Source organism: Gordonia sp. YC-XJ4 (assembly GCF_059511865.1).
Genome location: NZ_CM183447.1, coordinates 1,401,888 through 1,416,543, shown reverse-complemented (window position 1 = coordinate 1,416,543; position 14,656 = coordinate 1,401,888). Strand labels below are relative to the sequence as shown.

The 14,656-nt window shown below is 66.2% G+C and carries 14 protein-coding genes; 7 read left to right on the top strand and 7 right to left on the bottom strand.

Annotated features, from left to right (window positions below; genetic code table 11):
• Positions 1-104: 104 nt before the first annotated feature.
• Complete coding sequence (locus AC5ZH6_RS06140) at positions 105-1,331, top strand: putative glycoside hydrolase family 15 protein (RefSeq protein WP_020172168.1); 1,227 nt, start codon at positions 105-107, stop codon at positions 1,329-1,331.
• Here the strand turns inward: AC5ZH6_RS06140 and AC5ZH6_RS06135 are convergent.
• From AC5ZH6_RS06135 to AC5ZH6_RS06110, 6 genes are read right to left on the bottom strand one after another with little or no spacing between them, the layout of a single operon-like run.
• Positions 1,286-2,461: a glycosyltransferase family 4 protein gene (locus AC5ZH6_RS06135; RefSeq protein WP_231386725.1), complete on the bottom strand. Its 1,176-nt coding sequence runs from the start codon at positions 2,459-2,461 to the stop codon at positions 1,286-1,288. The two genes, AC5ZH6_RS06140 and AC5ZH6_RS06135, sit on opposite strands and share 46 nt — an antisense overlap.
• On the bottom strand, positions 2,454-3,560 hold the full coding sequence (locus tag AC5ZH6_RS06130; protein ID WP_231386726.1) for a glycosyltransferase: 1,107 nt from the start codon (positions 3,558-3,560) through the stop codon (positions 2,454-2,456). Before AC5ZH6_RS06130 ends, AC5ZH6_RS06135 begins: the two co-directional genes overlap by 8 nt.
• Before the next feature lie 29 nt (positions 3,561-3,589).
• Positions 3,590-5,086: an oligosaccharide flippase family protein gene (locus AC5ZH6_RS06125; RefSeq protein ID WP_014359100.1), complete on the bottom strand. Its 1,497-nt coding sequence runs from the start codon at positions 5,084-5,086 to the stop codon at positions 3,590-3,592.
• Positions 5,083-5,970: a hypothetical protein gene (locus tag AC5ZH6_RS06120; RefSeq protein ID WP_231386727.1), complete on the bottom strand. Its 888-nt coding sequence runs from the start codon at positions 5,968-5,970 to the stop codon at positions 5,083-5,085. The genes AC5ZH6_RS06125 and AC5ZH6_RS06120 overlap by 4 nt, the downstream gene beginning before the upstream one ends.
• Positions 5,971-5,978: 8 nt before the next feature.
• On the bottom strand, positions 5,979-7,049 hold the full coding sequence (locus AC5ZH6_RS06115) for a glycosyltransferase (protein ID WP_014359098.1): 1,071 nt from the start codon (positions 7,047-7,049) through the stop codon (positions 5,979-5,981).
• Positions 7,046-8,281 carry an O-antigen ligase family protein gene (locus AC5ZH6_RS06110; protein ID WP_231386728.1) on the bottom strand — a complete coding sequence of 412 codons (1,236 nt, stop codon included), beginning with the start codon at positions 8,279-8,281 and terminating at the stop codon, positions 7,046-7,048. The genes AC5ZH6_RS06115 and AC5ZH6_RS06110 overlap by 4 nt, the downstream gene beginning before the upstream one ends.
• 264 nt (positions 8,282-8,545) lie before the next feature.
• Between AC5ZH6_RS06110 and AC5ZH6_RS06105 the strand changes: the two genes are divergently transcribed.
• Positions 8,546-9,574 carry a glycosyltransferase family 2 protein gene (locus AC5ZH6_RS06105; protein ID WP_014359096.1) on the top strand — a complete coding sequence of 343 codons (1,029 nt, stop codon included), beginning with the start codon at positions 8,546-8,548 and terminating at the stop codon, positions 9,572-9,574.
• Positions 9,575-9,601: 27 nt separating this feature from the next.
• Here AC5ZH6_RS06105 and AC5ZH6_RS06100 read toward each other — a convergent pair whose 3' ends face one another.
• Positions 9,602-10,663: an LLM class F420-dependent oxidoreductase gene (locus tag AC5ZH6_RS06100; RefSeq protein WP_026920311.1), complete on the bottom strand. Its 1,062-nt coding sequence runs from the start codon at positions 10,661-10,663 to the stop codon at positions 9,602-9,604.
• Positions 10,664-10,877: 214 nt separating this feature from the next.
• Between AC5ZH6_RS06100 and AC5ZH6_RS06095 the strand changes: the two genes are divergently transcribed.
• The 5 genes from AC5ZH6_RS06095 (at position 10,878) to menE (ending at position 14,602) form a co-directional block, all read left to right on the top strand.
• Positions 10,878-12,098, top strand: coding sequence for an inorganic phosphate transporter (locus tag AC5ZH6_RS06095; RefSeq protein ID WP_026920312.1), 1,221 nt, complete (start codon positions 10,878-10,880; stop codon positions 12,096-12,098).
• 23 nt (positions 12,099-12,121) lie between these two features.
• A complete protein-coding gene (locus AC5ZH6_RS06090) occupies positions 12,122-12,406 on the top strand; it encodes a hypothetical protein (protein ID WP_094602354.1) in 285 nt (94 codons plus the stop codon).
• Between the two features lie 37 nt (positions 12,407-12,443).
• The gene (locus tag AC5ZH6_RS06085) at positions 12,444-12,752 is read left to right on the top strand and encodes a DUF3349 domain-containing protein (protein ID WP_094602353.1); all 309 of its coding nucleotides are present in this window, start codon (positions 12,444-12,446) and stop codon (positions 12,750-12,752) included.
• Between the two features lie 150 nt (positions 12,753-12,902).
• Positions 12,903-13,427, top strand: coding sequence for a DUF3349 domain-containing protein (locus tag AC5ZH6_RS06080; RefSeq protein WP_265077571.1), 525 nt, complete (start codon positions 12,903-12,905; stop codon positions 13,425-13,427).
• 35 nt (positions 13,428-13,462) lie between these two features.
• Positions 13,463-14,602: an o-succinylbenzoate--CoA ligase gene (gene menE / locus AC5ZH6_RS06075; protein WP_026920313.1), complete on the top strand. Its 1,140-nt coding sequence runs from the start codon at positions 13,463-13,465 to the stop codon at positions 14,600-14,602.
• Positions 14,603-14,656 lie beyond the last annotated feature (54 nt).

Genomic DNA, 14,656 nt, shown 5'->3' with positions numbered 1-14,656 from the left:
CCTCTGCGCTCACTCTGAGTGGGTGTGATGGAAGGTGTCGCCATGATGGTCGCGTCCATTACTGCGGGAAGCGGTCTCTCGCGCCGCTCGCTATATTCGGGAGAATGAACCGATCGCGAGATCCGCGCACGGGTTTCGGTCCTCGGTCCGCGACCCTCGCCCTGATCACTGTCCTGCTCATGGCATGCGTGACCGGTTGCAGCGCACAGGACATTCGTGATGTGACTCCCGACCAATCGGGAAATCCGGTCGGCGGATTGTGGTACGGCATCGGCCAATCGGTAACACCAGCCGAGGCCGTCGCAGTCGCGAAGCGTTACCAGATGATCGTGCTCAACTCGTGGGACGTCGACGCCCTCAAGGCGATCAAGAAGACGAACCCGTCGGCGAAAGTCCTGGTTTACAAAGACCTTTCGAGCACCCGTAGCTACTCCGGCGCGGTCGACAACGGTGTCGACGCAACCGCCCTGCCGAGCGGCGTGGGGTACGTCTACGCTTCTCGAAACCATCCCGACTGGTTCGCAACGGACTCCCGAAACCGTCGGATCGAATGGGCGCCTTCGTATCCCGGACACTGGCAGATGGCGGTGTGGAACACCGGCTACCAGCAGTACTGGGCCCGCCAGGTGACCGACGAGGTCGTCGCGCAGGACTGGGACGGGGTGTTGGCCGACAACGATTTCGCGCGGCTGCAGTTCTACTCCACCCAACTGATCAAGGGCACGGGGTCGGCAGATGCGACCAACGCCAAGATCCGGTCGGGTCTCGACGCCTTGGTCGCGGTGGCCGGCACCCGATTGCAGGCCGCCGGAAAGCTGTTCATTCCCAACATCGCCGAGGCGCGCCTGACCCCCGGCCGCTGGACCTCGCATTCCCGGTTCGGCGGTGCGATGGAAGAGAACTTCGCCACCGCCGGCCAGAACGGTTCGATCCTGCCCCTCGACACCGAGCAGTGGACCGAGATGCTCGACATCGCCGCGCGCGGCACGGAATACATCCTGTTGATCACCCAGGGCGCCGACCTGACCGACGTGTCCAACGGTTACGCGTCGGCTGCCCTGCTCGCCGGCGCCAAAACGAGCTGGATGGCCGCACCCGACCCCGACTACGCGCAGCCGCCGTGGCAAGCCGTGCAACGCTCGGCGCTCGGCACACCGGTCGGTCCGCCGGCGATTTCCGACGGCCTGTGGACCCGGCACTTCGCCGATGGCGTCGTGGCGGTCAACCCCACCTCGACGACCAAGCCGTTCGACATCCCGCAGACGGGCGGTGGTTCCGGAGAAAATCATTCGCTACCTCCCGGCAATGCTGTCGTCTCTGTCTCACAGTGACGAGGACTTCCGGGCATGCGTGAGTCGAGGAGGCCGGCGTAGAGCGCACGATGCGTCTGCGCGGTGACGCCTGTGTCGAACCGACGGCGTGCGCGTGCAATCATCGTCGCCGAGATCTCCCGGCAGTCCGACAGCTCGAAAAGCCGACGAAGCTGCCTTACCAGGTCGTCCACATCACCGGGTGTGGCCAGGAAACCCGACCCCCCATCGTCGGTGAGCATCTCCGAAACACCCCCGGTGTCGGTGGCCACGACCATCTTCCCCGCCCCCATGGCCTCGGCGATCACCAACGGCTGCTGCTCCATCAGCGACGGCAACACCAGCGCGTCGTGTGCGGCGATCAGGTCCGCGACATCGGACCGAAAACCCAGGAACTCGACCCGATCGGCAATTGCCGATCGGGTGACGAAGGCCTCGGCCGCCGCGCGCTGCTCACCGTCACCGACCACGGTCAGTGTGGCGTCGGCGGGCATGACACCGGGACGGTCGAGCGCGCTCAGCAAGTCCAGCAACGCTTTACGCGGGACCAGCAGTCCGACGAAGATGAGCCGGCGGACCGGCCCCGAGGACGGTGTCGCCGTCGGCAACGCCACACCGTTGTCGATGTGGACGAGGCGACGACGCGGCACCCGGAGCCGGCGGTGCAGAAAATCCGCCATCACCGTGGACGGCGCCACCGTTGCACCGACCGACCGGGCCACCACCGCATCGGCGGCCAACACCGCCCGGGTGTAGCACGACGGACCGCCCGCACCGCGCTCGCCACGAAACCACGATTCGGAAACATCATCGGGCACACCGTGATAGGTGTGCACCAAGGCGGAAATCGACGCTGTTCGGCGATCGAGTCCGACGATCGCCAGCCCTGCCCGGCGGTCCTGCGCGTGAACGATATCGGGAGCCCAGTCGCGTATCGCCGCGCGCAGCTCGCGGGCCTGCGCACCGTCCCGCTTGGACCCGAAAAGAATCGGTTCGTGATACCCGACGATCAGATCGGCGTCACGTGCGGGCGTCGGTCCGAACACCCGCACCTCGTCGTCACCCTGATCGATCAGGTTGTGCGCCAACCGAACTGCCACGTCGACGGGCCCGCCTTTGTCCTGGGTCAGGACGTAGGCGATCCTAGACATCGCTACTCACCTCCGTCACCAGGGCGGCACACAGCGTGGCGATCTCCTCACCGACACGTCGGCGATCGAAGAACTTCTCGGCTCGCGCACGGGCGAGAATGCCTTCCCGAGAGCGCAATTCATCGTCGATCAAGCGGCGGATGATCTCCGTCGTCAGTGCCTGCACATCCTCGGGCGGTACAACAGCCCCCGCCTCACCGACACTCTGGCGAATTCCGCCGACGTCGCTGGCCACCAGCGAACGCCCAAGTGACATGGCCTCCAGCGGTACCAATGCCATGCCTTCGGCGCGAGAGGGCACCACGACCACATCGGCCGCCGCGAGGTAACGGTGTGCGTCGTCGCGGTTACCCAGCCAATGCACCGATGGGTCTGCGGCGACCGGATGCGCGCGAAGTTGTTCACCCTGCGGCCCGTCACCGACGAAGACCAACTGCGCGTGCGGCATGACGCACTGCACCGCGGGCCACGCATCGAGCAAGACGTCCTGCCCTTTGAGCGGAGCCAGCCGCCCGACGCAGACCACGAGCGGTTCCGGGCCGAACCCCATCTGCGGCTTGACCCCGGCGTTGTCGACCGGAACCAGTCCGCTGACGTCGACACCGTTGGCCACCACCACCATTCGGCCACCGATGTGCGCAGCACGCCCGTCCCGCCACTCGTCGCCACTGACGCAAACGAATAGGTCGGTCCACCGCGCTGCGATCCGCTCCCAGATCACCGCCGCCCGACCGGCGGGACCGCGGTCGGACTGGAACGACCACAGGTGTGGTTGGAACACGGTGGGTATCGAGCCACGCACCGCGAGCCTGCCGGCGAGACCGGCCTTGGATCCGTGCAGGTGCACGGCATCCGGCCGGGTGTCCCTCACGATCCGACGCAGCGCCGCGGTCTCCGGCACAGTCGCCGGCCCCGGCGATCGCGTTGCCTCCCAGGAGCGATGCTCGGCGCCCATCTCGGCGAGCGCATCCGACAGCCGGCCGCGTTCGGGGCAGGCCACGACCGGGCGCCATCCCCTGCCGATCTGATCCTCGACGAGGTCCATCACGACACCGGCGACCCCGCCGTCAATCGGTTGCGCCACATGCAAAATCCGCATGCCCGGCCTTCCTTCGTTCTCCTCCGCGATCATGAACGCCGACCTCGCAGTCGCCACAACTCGTCGACGGCGCGCTTGTTCGCCATGTAGGCAACCGCCACGAAGATCACGACCATCACCACGCCCTCGACGATCGCTTCGGTCCACGTCACCGGTCGCGTCATCCACCCGATGCGATAGGCCAGGATCTGCATGCCATAGCAGGCCCCCGCCGGGACGAGAAGTCCGAGGATCGCCCGCACGAACCCGCCGACCGGCGGCGCGACCTTCGCCTTCCATGAGACGATCCACGCCACGGGGATGAGGACCGCAACCGCCGCCACCTGGGCGAGCGCGGCCGCGACCACGCCGTATCGCGTCAGTACCGGAAGTAATGTCGCGAGCAGGATCAGGTGGGTCGACTCGAGAGCCAGAAAGGTGCGCGTCCATCCGACGACCCGAATGCCCTCGTACCACGCGGACATGACACTGATGCCGAGCCCATACCCGCACAGGACGATCAAGACCGGAACCGACCCGCTCCACTGTCCTCCGAGTACCACGATGCTCGGGGCCATGATGGCGATCAGCGCGTACATGCCGCCGGCGATCAACAAGGTGGCGTGTGTCAGCCGTCCGACAGCGGCAGGGATCTGATCGCGCTCTCCACGTCGGATCATGCTGGTGTACACCGGGAATGCGACGGCACCGAGCACCACCGCGACCATGATGTAAGGGATCCACGCGATTCGATACGCCAACGAATAGACGCCGACTGCGTCGGGACCGAGCACCCGCGAAATCGTTGGGTAATCGATGTTGATCAAAATCGTCCAGACGATCGCCGCGGGCCCGACCACGCGAATCCACCGCATCGCCTCGGCTGCGGCTTCGCGATCCCAGGATGGCAATATCCGCACGCCTACGAAGAATCCGAAGACCGGTTGCAGGATCGCCCCGACGAGAAGTCCGACGGCCAGCGAGTATGCCCCGGCACCGGTCACCGCAAGCGCCACGGTGAAGACGGCACCGATCAGCGCGCTGCCGGCGTCGGGCAACATCCGGCGCCGAAAGTCGAGGTCGCGGTGCATCAATGCCATCTGCACCCCGCCGAGCGCGGTGAACGGGAGACTGATCGCGGTGATCATGATCAGCGGTGCAGCGTCGGCAGCGCCGAGAAGGTCGGCCAGCGGCGAGGCTCCCGCCACCAGGACGACAGCGGCGACCGCACCGACTCCGATCGACAGTGTCGCCACCGTGCGCGTCATGGCGAGCGGATTGCCGTCGGTGCGGGCGATCACGTCGTAGACGCCCATGGCCTGGATCACCTGGGCGACGGTGATCAGCGAGACCGCGACCGTGACGAGACCGAGCTGTCCCTGGGTCAGGAAGGAGGCGAGGATCAGGGTCACCATGATCTGGCTGCCCTTGCTCGCCAGATTGATCACTCCGAGCCAGGCCGCGCCGTGCGCGGCACGTGCACCGAGTTCGGCGGAATCCTCGAACTCGGTATCTGCGGGTGCGCCCTCCGCAGGATTCATGATCATCGAACGACGACGGCGAGCAACTCGGCGTTCTCCGGCAGCACATTGATACTCGCGACGAGTTGCACGGTATCGACGGGCTTCCCGACGACGGCCATGGTGGGTCCATCGGCATCATCGGTCATGGTGATCGATGACTCCGTGAGGTCGTTGCGGAGCTTGTCCGCCTCGTCGCGCGACCTGGCATCGGCGGCAATCACCCGGACCGGCCGACCGGCTGATTCGGCGAGCAGTATCAGTTCGTCCGGCACACCCTCTGATCCGCCCATTTCGACGACGGCGACCGATCCCTCGATCTTGCTACGCACCAGCGCCCTGTGGACGCGGGCTCGCACCGAGGGCCGGATCAGCACCATCAGCCCGTAGACGATGGCCGCGCCGAGCGCGCCCGCCACGATGGCGATTCCGCCGGAGTAGGCCGCATCGGGGGCTACCTGGGTGATCTGCGCCTCGGTGTCGATGATGCGTAGAGTTGCCGATGGTGCCAGCAGATTCGCCGATGAGATCTGTTGGGCGACAGACGCGGCGACCCCGGATGCGACAGCGTCGGAGTCGGCTCGCACCGTGACCCGCACCAGCCCCGAGGCCGGTACGAGCTCCACCGTCACCGCCCCCGAGAGCGCGTCACCGTCGGGGGCGCCGGGCACCGCACGGCTCGCCCGGTTCAACACCGACGGGCTGTGTGCCACATCGACGGCCGCCGGAAGCCCGAGCGCGACAACCGAACCGAAGTCCGAGCTGGACGAGCTCGAAGACGACGGTGTCGCGAGTAGGCTGATTCGCGCGTCGTAGGCGGTGGGCCGGGTGAGCAGTACGACGAGGACTGCGACGAAGACCACCAGGCCAACGGCCATCGCGGCTCCGACCCGCTTGATCACTGTTTTCATTCCGATCGTCATCGCGGGGCCATCGTCCTCTCCGTCATCGACCGCAGCACCTCGTCGTAGTCGGCCATCATGGTTTGTAAGCTGAATTCGTCGCTGATGATCTTCTGTGCTCGACGGCCGTGCTCCTCGCGGAACACCTTGTCGTGCAGGAACTTGTCCAGCGAATCGGCGAACCCGTCGATGTCCCCGGGCGCGATGAGTTCGCCACCGCCATCGCCGAGCACCTCTCGTAGTCCGTCGACGTCGGGCGCGATCACCGGCACACCGGATGCCATCGACTCGAGCACCGACACCGGCAAGCCCTCCCAGTCACTGGTCAAGACCGTCACGTCGGCGGCGGCGAGCAGCGTCGGCACATCAGATCTGTTGCCCAGGAGTTGAATTCGATCACCAAGTGGTCGCGCGCGGTCGGCGATCGAAGTTCGCAGCGACCCGTCACCGGCGATGAGAAGACGTGCGTCGGTACGCACCCGCGCAAAGGCGTCGATCAAGATGTCATGGCGTTTCTGCGGTTCCAGTCGAGCCAGACACAGAGCGATCGGCGTGTCCCCGGGTAGGCCGAGTTGTGCTCTCGCTTCACCCCGATCGGGTAGTACCGGCGGCGTCACCGCGTTGTGTATCACCGACGTGGGCGTGTGGCGCAGTCCCGAGTTCTGCAACCTGCCGGCAACTGCGTGGGCGACCGCAACAACGCGGGTCGGGGCCAGACTCAGCACGATCGCCGACATCCGATAGTCTTTGCCGTCAACGCCGTGGAACACCGACAGGATCGGCCGCCGCGGCGCGGCGAGTCGGGCAACCACGGTTGCCGAAACATTGTGGGCGACAATGACATCCGGGACGAATTCGGTGGCCGCTCGTTCGACCGCGACTCGCGCGGTGAGCAGTCCCCGCACCGACCGGTGCACCAGTGGTACGTGATAGGTGGTGCCGTCGAGCTCGTCGAGACGAATCCCACCGCTCGACGCCACCGCCGAGGACCAGCCGCGTGACGAACCATTGCGGATCATCTCGGCGACCATGGATTCGGCTCCGCCGACGCCCATCTCGGCAATGACGTGAAGTACGCGAAGAGTCATCGACGCGCCTCCCCAGCCGTCTTGGCGTACAGGGCATAGGCGATGGCGAGTATCGACCACAGCGCCATGTAGTACTCCTCCGACAAGGACACCGAGGCACTGACGACGGCGAGCAGGCTGGCTTGAACAGCGATCGCGACGCGCGGCTCCGCACCGAGACGCAGTGCCCGCTCGCAGGCGACGAGGGCACCGACGATCAGCCCGATGAAAAGCACGATCCCGGCAATCCCCAATTCGGCGGCAACCTCGATGTACATGTTGTGCACCACCGGCGTCTGCTCGGCGATCTCTGCGAGATGGGACGTCGCGACGTAGTTGCTGCGAAATCCCCCCGGGCCCACGCCGAGGATCGGATTCGTGCCGAGCATCTCGGCGGCGGCATGCCAGCGAGTCAATCGGGTGTCCACGTTCGACGCCGCGATGTATCCCTTCTGCCCTACCGCCGAGGCGACCAACGAGTGGGCGAAGACCCATGCCAGACCGACCGCGACCGCGGCGCCGATGCCCGCGAGCACGACCGCCCGGATGGCGATGACCCTGCGGATCACCAACCAGGTGACCGCCACCGCCAGCGCGATGCCGCCACCGCGCGAGAGCGTGGTGGCCGCACCGAGCGCAAGGAGAACGGCCACGCCGCCGAGCAGGATGGCGTGCCATCGCCGATGCGGCGCGAAGCCCACCGCCAGCGGAAGTGCCGCGACGAGCACGTAGGCGAGATCGTTGGGGTCGGTCAGCGGACCGGAGGCCCGCAGATCGCCCGACGCGAACATGCTGTACACCGCGCCCACCGCGGAGATGGCAGCGCCGGTCAGTGCCGCGGCGAACACCACTTCGACCTTCACCTCATGGGCAACCGCGTCGATCAGGACTGCGCAGGTGAGGAGAAAGGGCAGCCAGCGACCGGCGTATTCGACGCTGAACGGCGAGGTCAGGTGCACTGCCGTGCTGAGCACGACCACAAGCGCCAAGGCCGCCAGGGCCACGTGTACCGGCTGCAGTTCGGGCAGCCGATATTGCCGTACCCGGACGATCAGCCAGATACCGACGAGGACGAGAGCGGGAACCTTCCCCAGCTGGGGGTACGCGGCGATGAGGTAGCCCTCGATGGGTGCTGCAGCCACCACGAGAGCGACCGCCGCCGACAAGAAGAGCGTCGGCAGAGGGACCCGCGGAACTCGCGGCAGACGCACCAGGCGCTCGTGCGAAACCCACATCGTGGTCGCGTGTGCCATCCGATCCCATCCCATGCCATGTGTCGTCCAAACCAAGGGAAAGCGGGACCCCCGTCCACTCGCCATCAAGAAAGTCTTGTTCTATCGTGGCCATCTGACTATATCTTATTGATGAACCATCTAGACTCTCGCATTGTCACCACTGAATCGGCAACCTGAATCCCCGAATTCCTACGATGGCGCTACACGGAGAACGATTCCGGAGGCGTTCTGAGGAGCTTTGTGCGCTACGTGAAATCTCGGCCGCTCCGGTCCCGACCGGGCGTGACCGTGCTCATCCCCTGCTACAACTATGGCGCCTACCTACCTACGGCCGTGGCCAGTGCATTCACCAACCCTGAGGTCGACGTCGAGGTCGTGATCGCCGACAACTGCTCCACCGACGACAGCGTGGACGTCGCCCGGCGCATCGCGGCCGCCGATTCCCGCGTCCGCGTGACCGAGCAGCCGTACAACAAGCCGTATCTGGAGAACTACAACGACGCCATTGGCCGCGTTACCTCGGAATACACGGTCCTGATCGATGCCGACGATCTCCTGACCCCCGGTTCGATCACCCGATCGGTCGCATTGATGGAGGCGCATTCCGACGTGAGTCTCGTTTACGGACATTGCATTCGGTTCACCGGTGAACCGCCGAAACCCCGCACCCGCGCGCGCAGCTGGGTGCTCTTCGACGGCCCGGAATGGGCCGCGCGCATGTACCGCCGCGGACGCAACATCATCCTGACGCCCGAGGTCGCCATGCGGACCTCGGTGCTGGCAGAAGTCGGCGGTTACGACACCGAACACCCCACCGGGGCCGACATGTTGCTGTGGCTGCAGGTGGCGCTGTCGGGTCACGGGGTGGGTCGGGTGAACAACGCTGATCAGGCGTTCTATCGCGTGCATTCGCGGAACATGCACTTCGTGAAGAGCAGCGAAGGGCTCCTCACGGATCTGACGGCTCGACGGCGCGTCTATGATCTCGCCCTCGACCGGGCGGCAGCGCAACGTCCGGTCGAGGGAGCCGACAACCTGCGCGACGCTGCGCATCGCAAGGTGGCCGAAGAGGCCGCGCGAGGCGCGCGAGCCGCCTTCGACAGTGCCGACGAGGAGTCACAGGAGGTGGCCGTACGATTGGCCGACTTTGCGTCCGACACCGATCCCGGCGTCGTGGTGTCTCGCGAGATACCAAGCGCCACAGCCGAGGACACCGGAGCTGCGGCAACCCTCGCCCGGCTCGCACGAACGCGCTCACAGGCTCTACGGCACGGCGTCGGCGTGCGGCTGAATCGCTATCTCGAGTGGTGAGTGGGTTCGCCCGTCGTCGCGCTCGAGCTAGCCGAGAATCTCGGCAAGACCTTCCATGGTCGCCACCCGCTCCGCGTGCGTGGGCGCCAACGGCCCCGCCAAAACGACGGTGACACCCGACTTGGCGAACGCCTCGACGCGTTCGGCCACCAGCGAGCGCGGACCGATCAGGCTCATCGCCCGCACCAGGTCGTCGGGCACAGCGGCCGCGGCCTCGGCCTTCTTGCCGTCGAGGTAGAGATCCTGGATCAGCTTGGCCTCGTCGGCGTAGCCGTAGCGCACCGCCAGGGTGTTGTAGAAGTTCTTGCCACGCGCACCCATGCCGCCGATGTAGAGAGCGGCGTGGTTGCGCACATGCTGCATCGCCACCTCGATCTGCTCGGCGTCCTCGGAGATCAGTGCGCTCGCCTGTACCACGATCCCCAGTTCGCCCAGCGATGGATCGCGCTTGGCCTTGCCGGCCGCAAGCGGCTCACCGAAGGCTGCCTCGACGTACTCGGGGTGGAACAGGAACGGCTGGAACTCCTCGAACAGCTCGGCGGCCAACTCGGTGTTTTTCGGGCCGATCGCGGCAAGGAGCATCGGAATGCGATCACGCACAGGGTGATTGATGATCTTGAGCGCCTTGCCCAATCCGGTGCCGCCGTCTTCTCTCGTCAGCGGCAGGGTGTAGTGGCGGCCCTGGTATTCGGTTTTCTCGCGACGCCAGATCTTTCGGCAGATCTCGGCGTTCTCGCGGGCCCGGCCAACGGGGTAGTCGTACTTGACGCCGTGGAAGCCCTCGATCACCTGCGGCCCCGACGCCCCGATGCCCAGGATGAACCGCCCGCCACTGATGTAATCCATTCCCGCGGCGGTCATCGCGAGATTCGACGGGGTACGCGAGAACATCGGCAGGATGCCGGTCTGCAGTTCCATCTTCTCGGTCTTGGCGGCGATGTAGCCGAGCTGACTGACCGCGTCGAAGCTGTACGCCTCGGGGACGGTGACCCGGGCGACGCCGGCCTTCTCGAAGTCGGCGAGATTGTCCATCGTCTCGCGGAAATCACCGGCGTAGTTGATCGGCATGCCCAGCTTCATCGACGTCATGACGCCGAATTCTTCCACACCGCGACCCGTCCACAGAGGCCCGTGCGATCGTTCGCTCGCGCCGGCTTCGGTGTACCCGTGGGTGCAGTTGGATGAACAGTAGATGAACAACCCGCGGAAGAGGGCAAACACGCAGGTCATGATGCCGATCTGCACAATGGTTGCCGGAGCGAAATTTATGCAGATCGGCACCCGCGGACGCATGATATTGCCCATGAGCGGAGAGATGCTGATTCTCGTGCTGTTGATCATCACAGCACTGGGCTTCGACTTCACCAACGGATTCCACGACACCGGCAACGCCATGGCGACCTCCATCGCCACCGGCGCACTCAAGCCCAAGGTCGCCGTCGGGTTGTCGGCGATACTGAACCTGGTGGGTGCGTTCCTCTCTGTCGAGGTCGCTGCCACCATCACCAAGAACGTCTTACACCTGCAGAGCAAGTCGGGCGAACTCGTCGGCGGCATCAGCGCCAACGAAGCCCTGCTGATCATCTTCGCCGGCCTCATCGGCGGCATCCTTTGGAACCTCTTCACCTGGCTGTTCGGTCTGCCGTCGAGTTCGAGCCACGCCCTGTTCGGCGGACTCATCGGCTCCGGTATCGCAGCCATGGGCACCAGCGGCATCGACTGGCACGGCGTGCTCTCCAAGATCATCATCCCGGCGCTGGCATCGCCATTCATCGCATGCGCGGTGGCCGCGGTCGGCACCTGGCTGGTCTTCAAGATCACCGCGAAAGTGCTTGTCTCACGCCAGGAAAGCGGGTTCCGCTCCGGCCAGATCGTCACCGCCTCGCTGGTCTCGCTGGCCCACGGCACCGGTGACGCACAGAAGACGATGGGTGTCATCGCCCTCGCGCTGATCTCCACCAACCACCTCGACGCCTCCTCGGTCAAGCACGGCCTGCCCATCTGGGTCGTGTTCAGCTGCGCCGCGGCGATCGCCCTCGGTACCTACCTGGGCGGCTGGCGCATCATCCGCACGCTGGGCAAGGGACTCGTCGAGATCACCTCCCCGCAGGGCATGGCCGCCGAGGCCTCCTCGGCCGCGATCATCCTGACCTCGAGCGCCGCCGGCATGGCACTGTCGACCACCCAGGTCGCCACCGGCTCGATCCTCGGTTCCGGTGTCGGCAAGAAGGGCGCGCAGGTCCGCTGGTCGGTCGCGGCCCGCATGGTCGTCGCCTGGGTCACCACGCTGCCGGCCGCCGGCATCGTGGGCGCCGTCTGCTACGGCCTGGGACATCTGCTCGGTGACGTCACCGGCGCGATCGTCATCTTCATTCTGCTGGTGGCCGCCTCGAGCTACATGTACTGGCGCGCACAGCAGAACAAGGTCGACTCCAACAACGTCAACGCCGAATGGGACGAGTCCACCAACTCGATCATCCCGGCCGACGACGCTTCCGCCGACAAACCCGCCACCCTCGCCTGACGGCCGGGAAGGACCTCACACTCATGGACATCCTCGAAGCCATCCTCAAGGTTCTCGTCATCGGCATGATCTTCGGTGCCGGACTGCCCGCCCTGTTCGCCATCGGCATGCGGCTACACTCGGCCGGCGCCGGTGACGCCAACGCCGACGGCACGATCAGCGCGCCCAATCCGGCGCTGAAGGCGCTGGGCTATCTGTTCTTCGCCATCGTCGTCGCCGCGATCCTGGTCGGTCTGCTGTGGGTCACCCGCCAGACCCTGTCGTACTACTTCGACTGGCAGGTCTTCCCCGACTGGGCCTACAGCTGATCCGCCAGCCATCTCGTCCACACCGCGAAAGGCGATCATGTCCTCCTCACTGTTCGACTCTGCCGTCAACTGGATTCGCAAGGGATACCCGGATGGCGTTCCGCCCACCGATTTCCCGCCGCTGCTCGCCCTGCTGATGCGGACCCTCACCGAGGAAGAGGTCACCAACGTGGCGCTCGTCCTGGCCAAGGATCGTGCAGCCGATGCCCCGGTGACGCCAGAGCGGATCAAGCAGGCGATCCTCGAGGTCACCGAGACCCAGCCGACCGATGCGGAGATCAATCAGGTGGCCTCTCGGCTGGCCGCCGTCGGCTGGCCCCTGGCCGCCTCACCGGCAACAGCCTGAGTTCCATCCAGCGCCCATGGGGCGCCGAACAACCCGGACGACCTGCTCGCCAGGCGCCGGGTTGTTCGCTGCATATCCATCAATCGGCCCACCCAGCTTGCGTCCTACAATCGGCGGAGGGTTGGGCCGCAGACGAGAAGGGGGTGCGTGATGTCCGATCGACCGCTGGTCGCCAGGATCATCGCGTGGTTGCGCGCCGGATATCCACAGGGCGTGCCCGACCACGACTACGTACCGCTCCTGGCCATCCTCCGACGACAACTGTCCGAGGACGAGGTCGAGCATGTGTCGGATGAACTGATCAACGAGGCGGCCCCGCCACCGGAACCCATCTCGAAGATCGACGCCGGGGTCAAGATCTCCGCGGTCACCCAGGAACTTCCGCACGAGGCCGACCTCGCGCGCGTGCAGCAGTACCTCGAAGAGCACGGCTTCCCCTTTGACGACTCCCCGCTGAACCCTCCCTCCGCTGGCCCTTCCTCCGATGCTCCCCCTTCCCCCGGCGACGAGCCGTTTCCCGATGGTCGAGGTGCGAGGAGCGATAGCGACCAGCCGTTCCCCGATGGTCGAGGTGCGAGGAGCGATAGCGACCAGCCGTTCCCCGATGGTCGAGGTGCGAGGAGCGATAGCGACGAGCCGCGAGACCCACCCACTCCCGACGAGGACCAGCCCTGAAACCCCTCCGTCCTCTGGCTCTGCGTCCCCTCCCCCTGCCGTCCGGGCCGCGGGTTCTCGACCATCTCGACGACCTACGCGCCATCCTCGACGGTTCGGCGGCTTTCGCCCCGGTCCCGGAGTCGGATCGTGAGTCGCGAATCCTGCACGACGCCTTCGGAATCGGGTCCGACGTCGCCGACGACGTCTCGCTGATCATCGCCACCTCCGGCAGCACCGGCACCCCCAAGGGCTCGCAGCACACGCCCGCCACCCTCGCCGCCTCGGCCCGCGCGACCGCCGATCATCTCGGCGGCGCGGGCAATTGGCTGCTCGCGCTGCCGCCGCACCACATCGCCGGACTGCAGGTGTTGTTGCGCGCGTTGGCCGCCGGGCACATCCCCGCCGTGCTCGATCTTTCGGCGGGTTTCGATCCCGACGCCCTCGCCGACGCCCTCGATCGTTTCGAGGGTCCGCGCCGCTACACCTCGCTGGTGCCCACCCAACTCGTCAAGGTCCTCGACTCGCCGCGCGCGACGGCCGCGCTCGCCGACGTCGACGCCCTGCTCGTCGGCGGCGCAGCCACTCCACAACCGTTGCTGCACAGGGCGATCGAGGCAGGTATCCCGATCGTGCGCACCTATGGGATGAGTGAGACCGCGGGCGGTTGCGTCTACGACGGCATTCCGTTGCACGGCATGCAGATCACCCTGGACGGGGCGAGCGCCGACGGCATCGGGCGCGTCGAACTCACCGGACCGATGGTCGCGCACGGCTATCGCCTGCTCCCCGACCATCCGGCCTTCGCCACGCCGGGCACCTTCCGCACCGACGACCTCGGACGTGTCGACGACGGCGTCCTAAGGATCATCGGCCGCGCCGACGAAGCCATCTCCTCCGGCGGGCTCACGATCCTCCCGCAGGTCGTCGAGGCAGTCATCGTCGAGGACCCCGCGGTCGCCGAATGCGCCGTGATCGGGCTGCCCGACGAGCGTCTCGGCGAGAAGGTGGTGGCCGTCGTGGTGGAGTCCGATTCGGGTTCGGTGGACGCACAACGCCTTCGGGACGCGGTCACCGATCGGCTCGATCGCTACGCCGCACCGCGCGAGGTGATCGTCGTCGATGCGCTCCCGCTCCGTGGCCCCGGTAAGGTCGACCGGCGCGCGCTTCGCACCCGGTTGGCGCCGCAGACGTAGCAGAAGGTTCGCCCAGGGCGTGACGTTCTGCGGAAGGTGACGGAACCACCTGGC

What these genes read in the sequence shown, in the direction of transcription:
- AC5ZH6_RS06140 (WP_020172168.1), top strand. Translation starts at nt 105, where the DNA reads ATGAACCGATCGCGAGATCCGCGCACGGGTTTCGGTCCTCGGTCCGCG.
- AC5ZH6_RS06135 (WP_231386725.1), bottom strand. Translation starts at nt 2,461, where the DNA reads ATGTCTAGGATCGCCTACGTCCTGACCCAGGACAAAGGCGGGCCCGTC.
- AC5ZH6_RS06130 (WP_231386726.1), bottom strand. Translation starts at nt 3,560, where the DNA reads ATGCGGATTTTGCATGTGGCGCAACCGATTGACGGCGGGGTCGCCGGT.
- AC5ZH6_RS06125 (WP_014359100.1), bottom strand. Translation starts at nt 5,086, where the DNA reads ATGATCATGAATCCTGCGGAGGGCGCACCCGCAGATACCGAGTTCGAG.
- AC5ZH6_RS06120 (WP_231386727.1), bottom strand. Translation starts at nt 5,970, where the DNA reads ATGAAAACAGTGATCAAGCGGGTCGGAGCCGCGATGGCCGTTGGCCTG.
- AC5ZH6_RS06115 (WP_014359098.1), bottom strand. Translation starts at nt 7,049, where the DNA reads ATGACTCTTCGCGTACTTCACGTCATTGCCGAGATGGGCGTCGGCGGA.
- AC5ZH6_RS06110 (WP_231386728.1), bottom strand. Translation starts at nt 8,281, where the DNA reads ATGGCACACGCGACCACGATGTGGGTTTCGCACGAGCGCCTGGTGCGT.
- AC5ZH6_RS06100 (WP_026920311.1), bottom strand. Translation starts at nt 10,663, where the DNA reads ATGACGTCGATGAAGCTGGGCATGCCGATCAACTACGCCGGTGATTTC.
- AC5ZH6_RS06095 (WP_026920312.1), top strand. Translation starts at nt 10,878, where the DNA reads ATGAGCGGAGAGATGCTGATTCTCGTGCTGTTGATCATCACAGCACTG.
- AC5ZH6_RS06090 (WP_094602354.1), top strand. Translation starts at nt 12,122, where the DNA reads ATGGACATCCTCGAAGCCATCCTCAAGGTTCTCGTCATCGGCATGATC.
- AC5ZH6_RS06085 (WP_094602353.1), top strand. Translation starts at nt 12,444, where the DNA reads ATGTCCTCCTCACTGTTCGACTCTGCCGTCAACTGGATTCGCAAGGGA.
- AC5ZH6_RS06080 (WP_265077571.1), top strand. Translation starts at nt 12,903, where the DNA reads ATGTCCGATCGACCGCTGGTCGCCAGGATCATCGCGTGGTTGCGCGCC.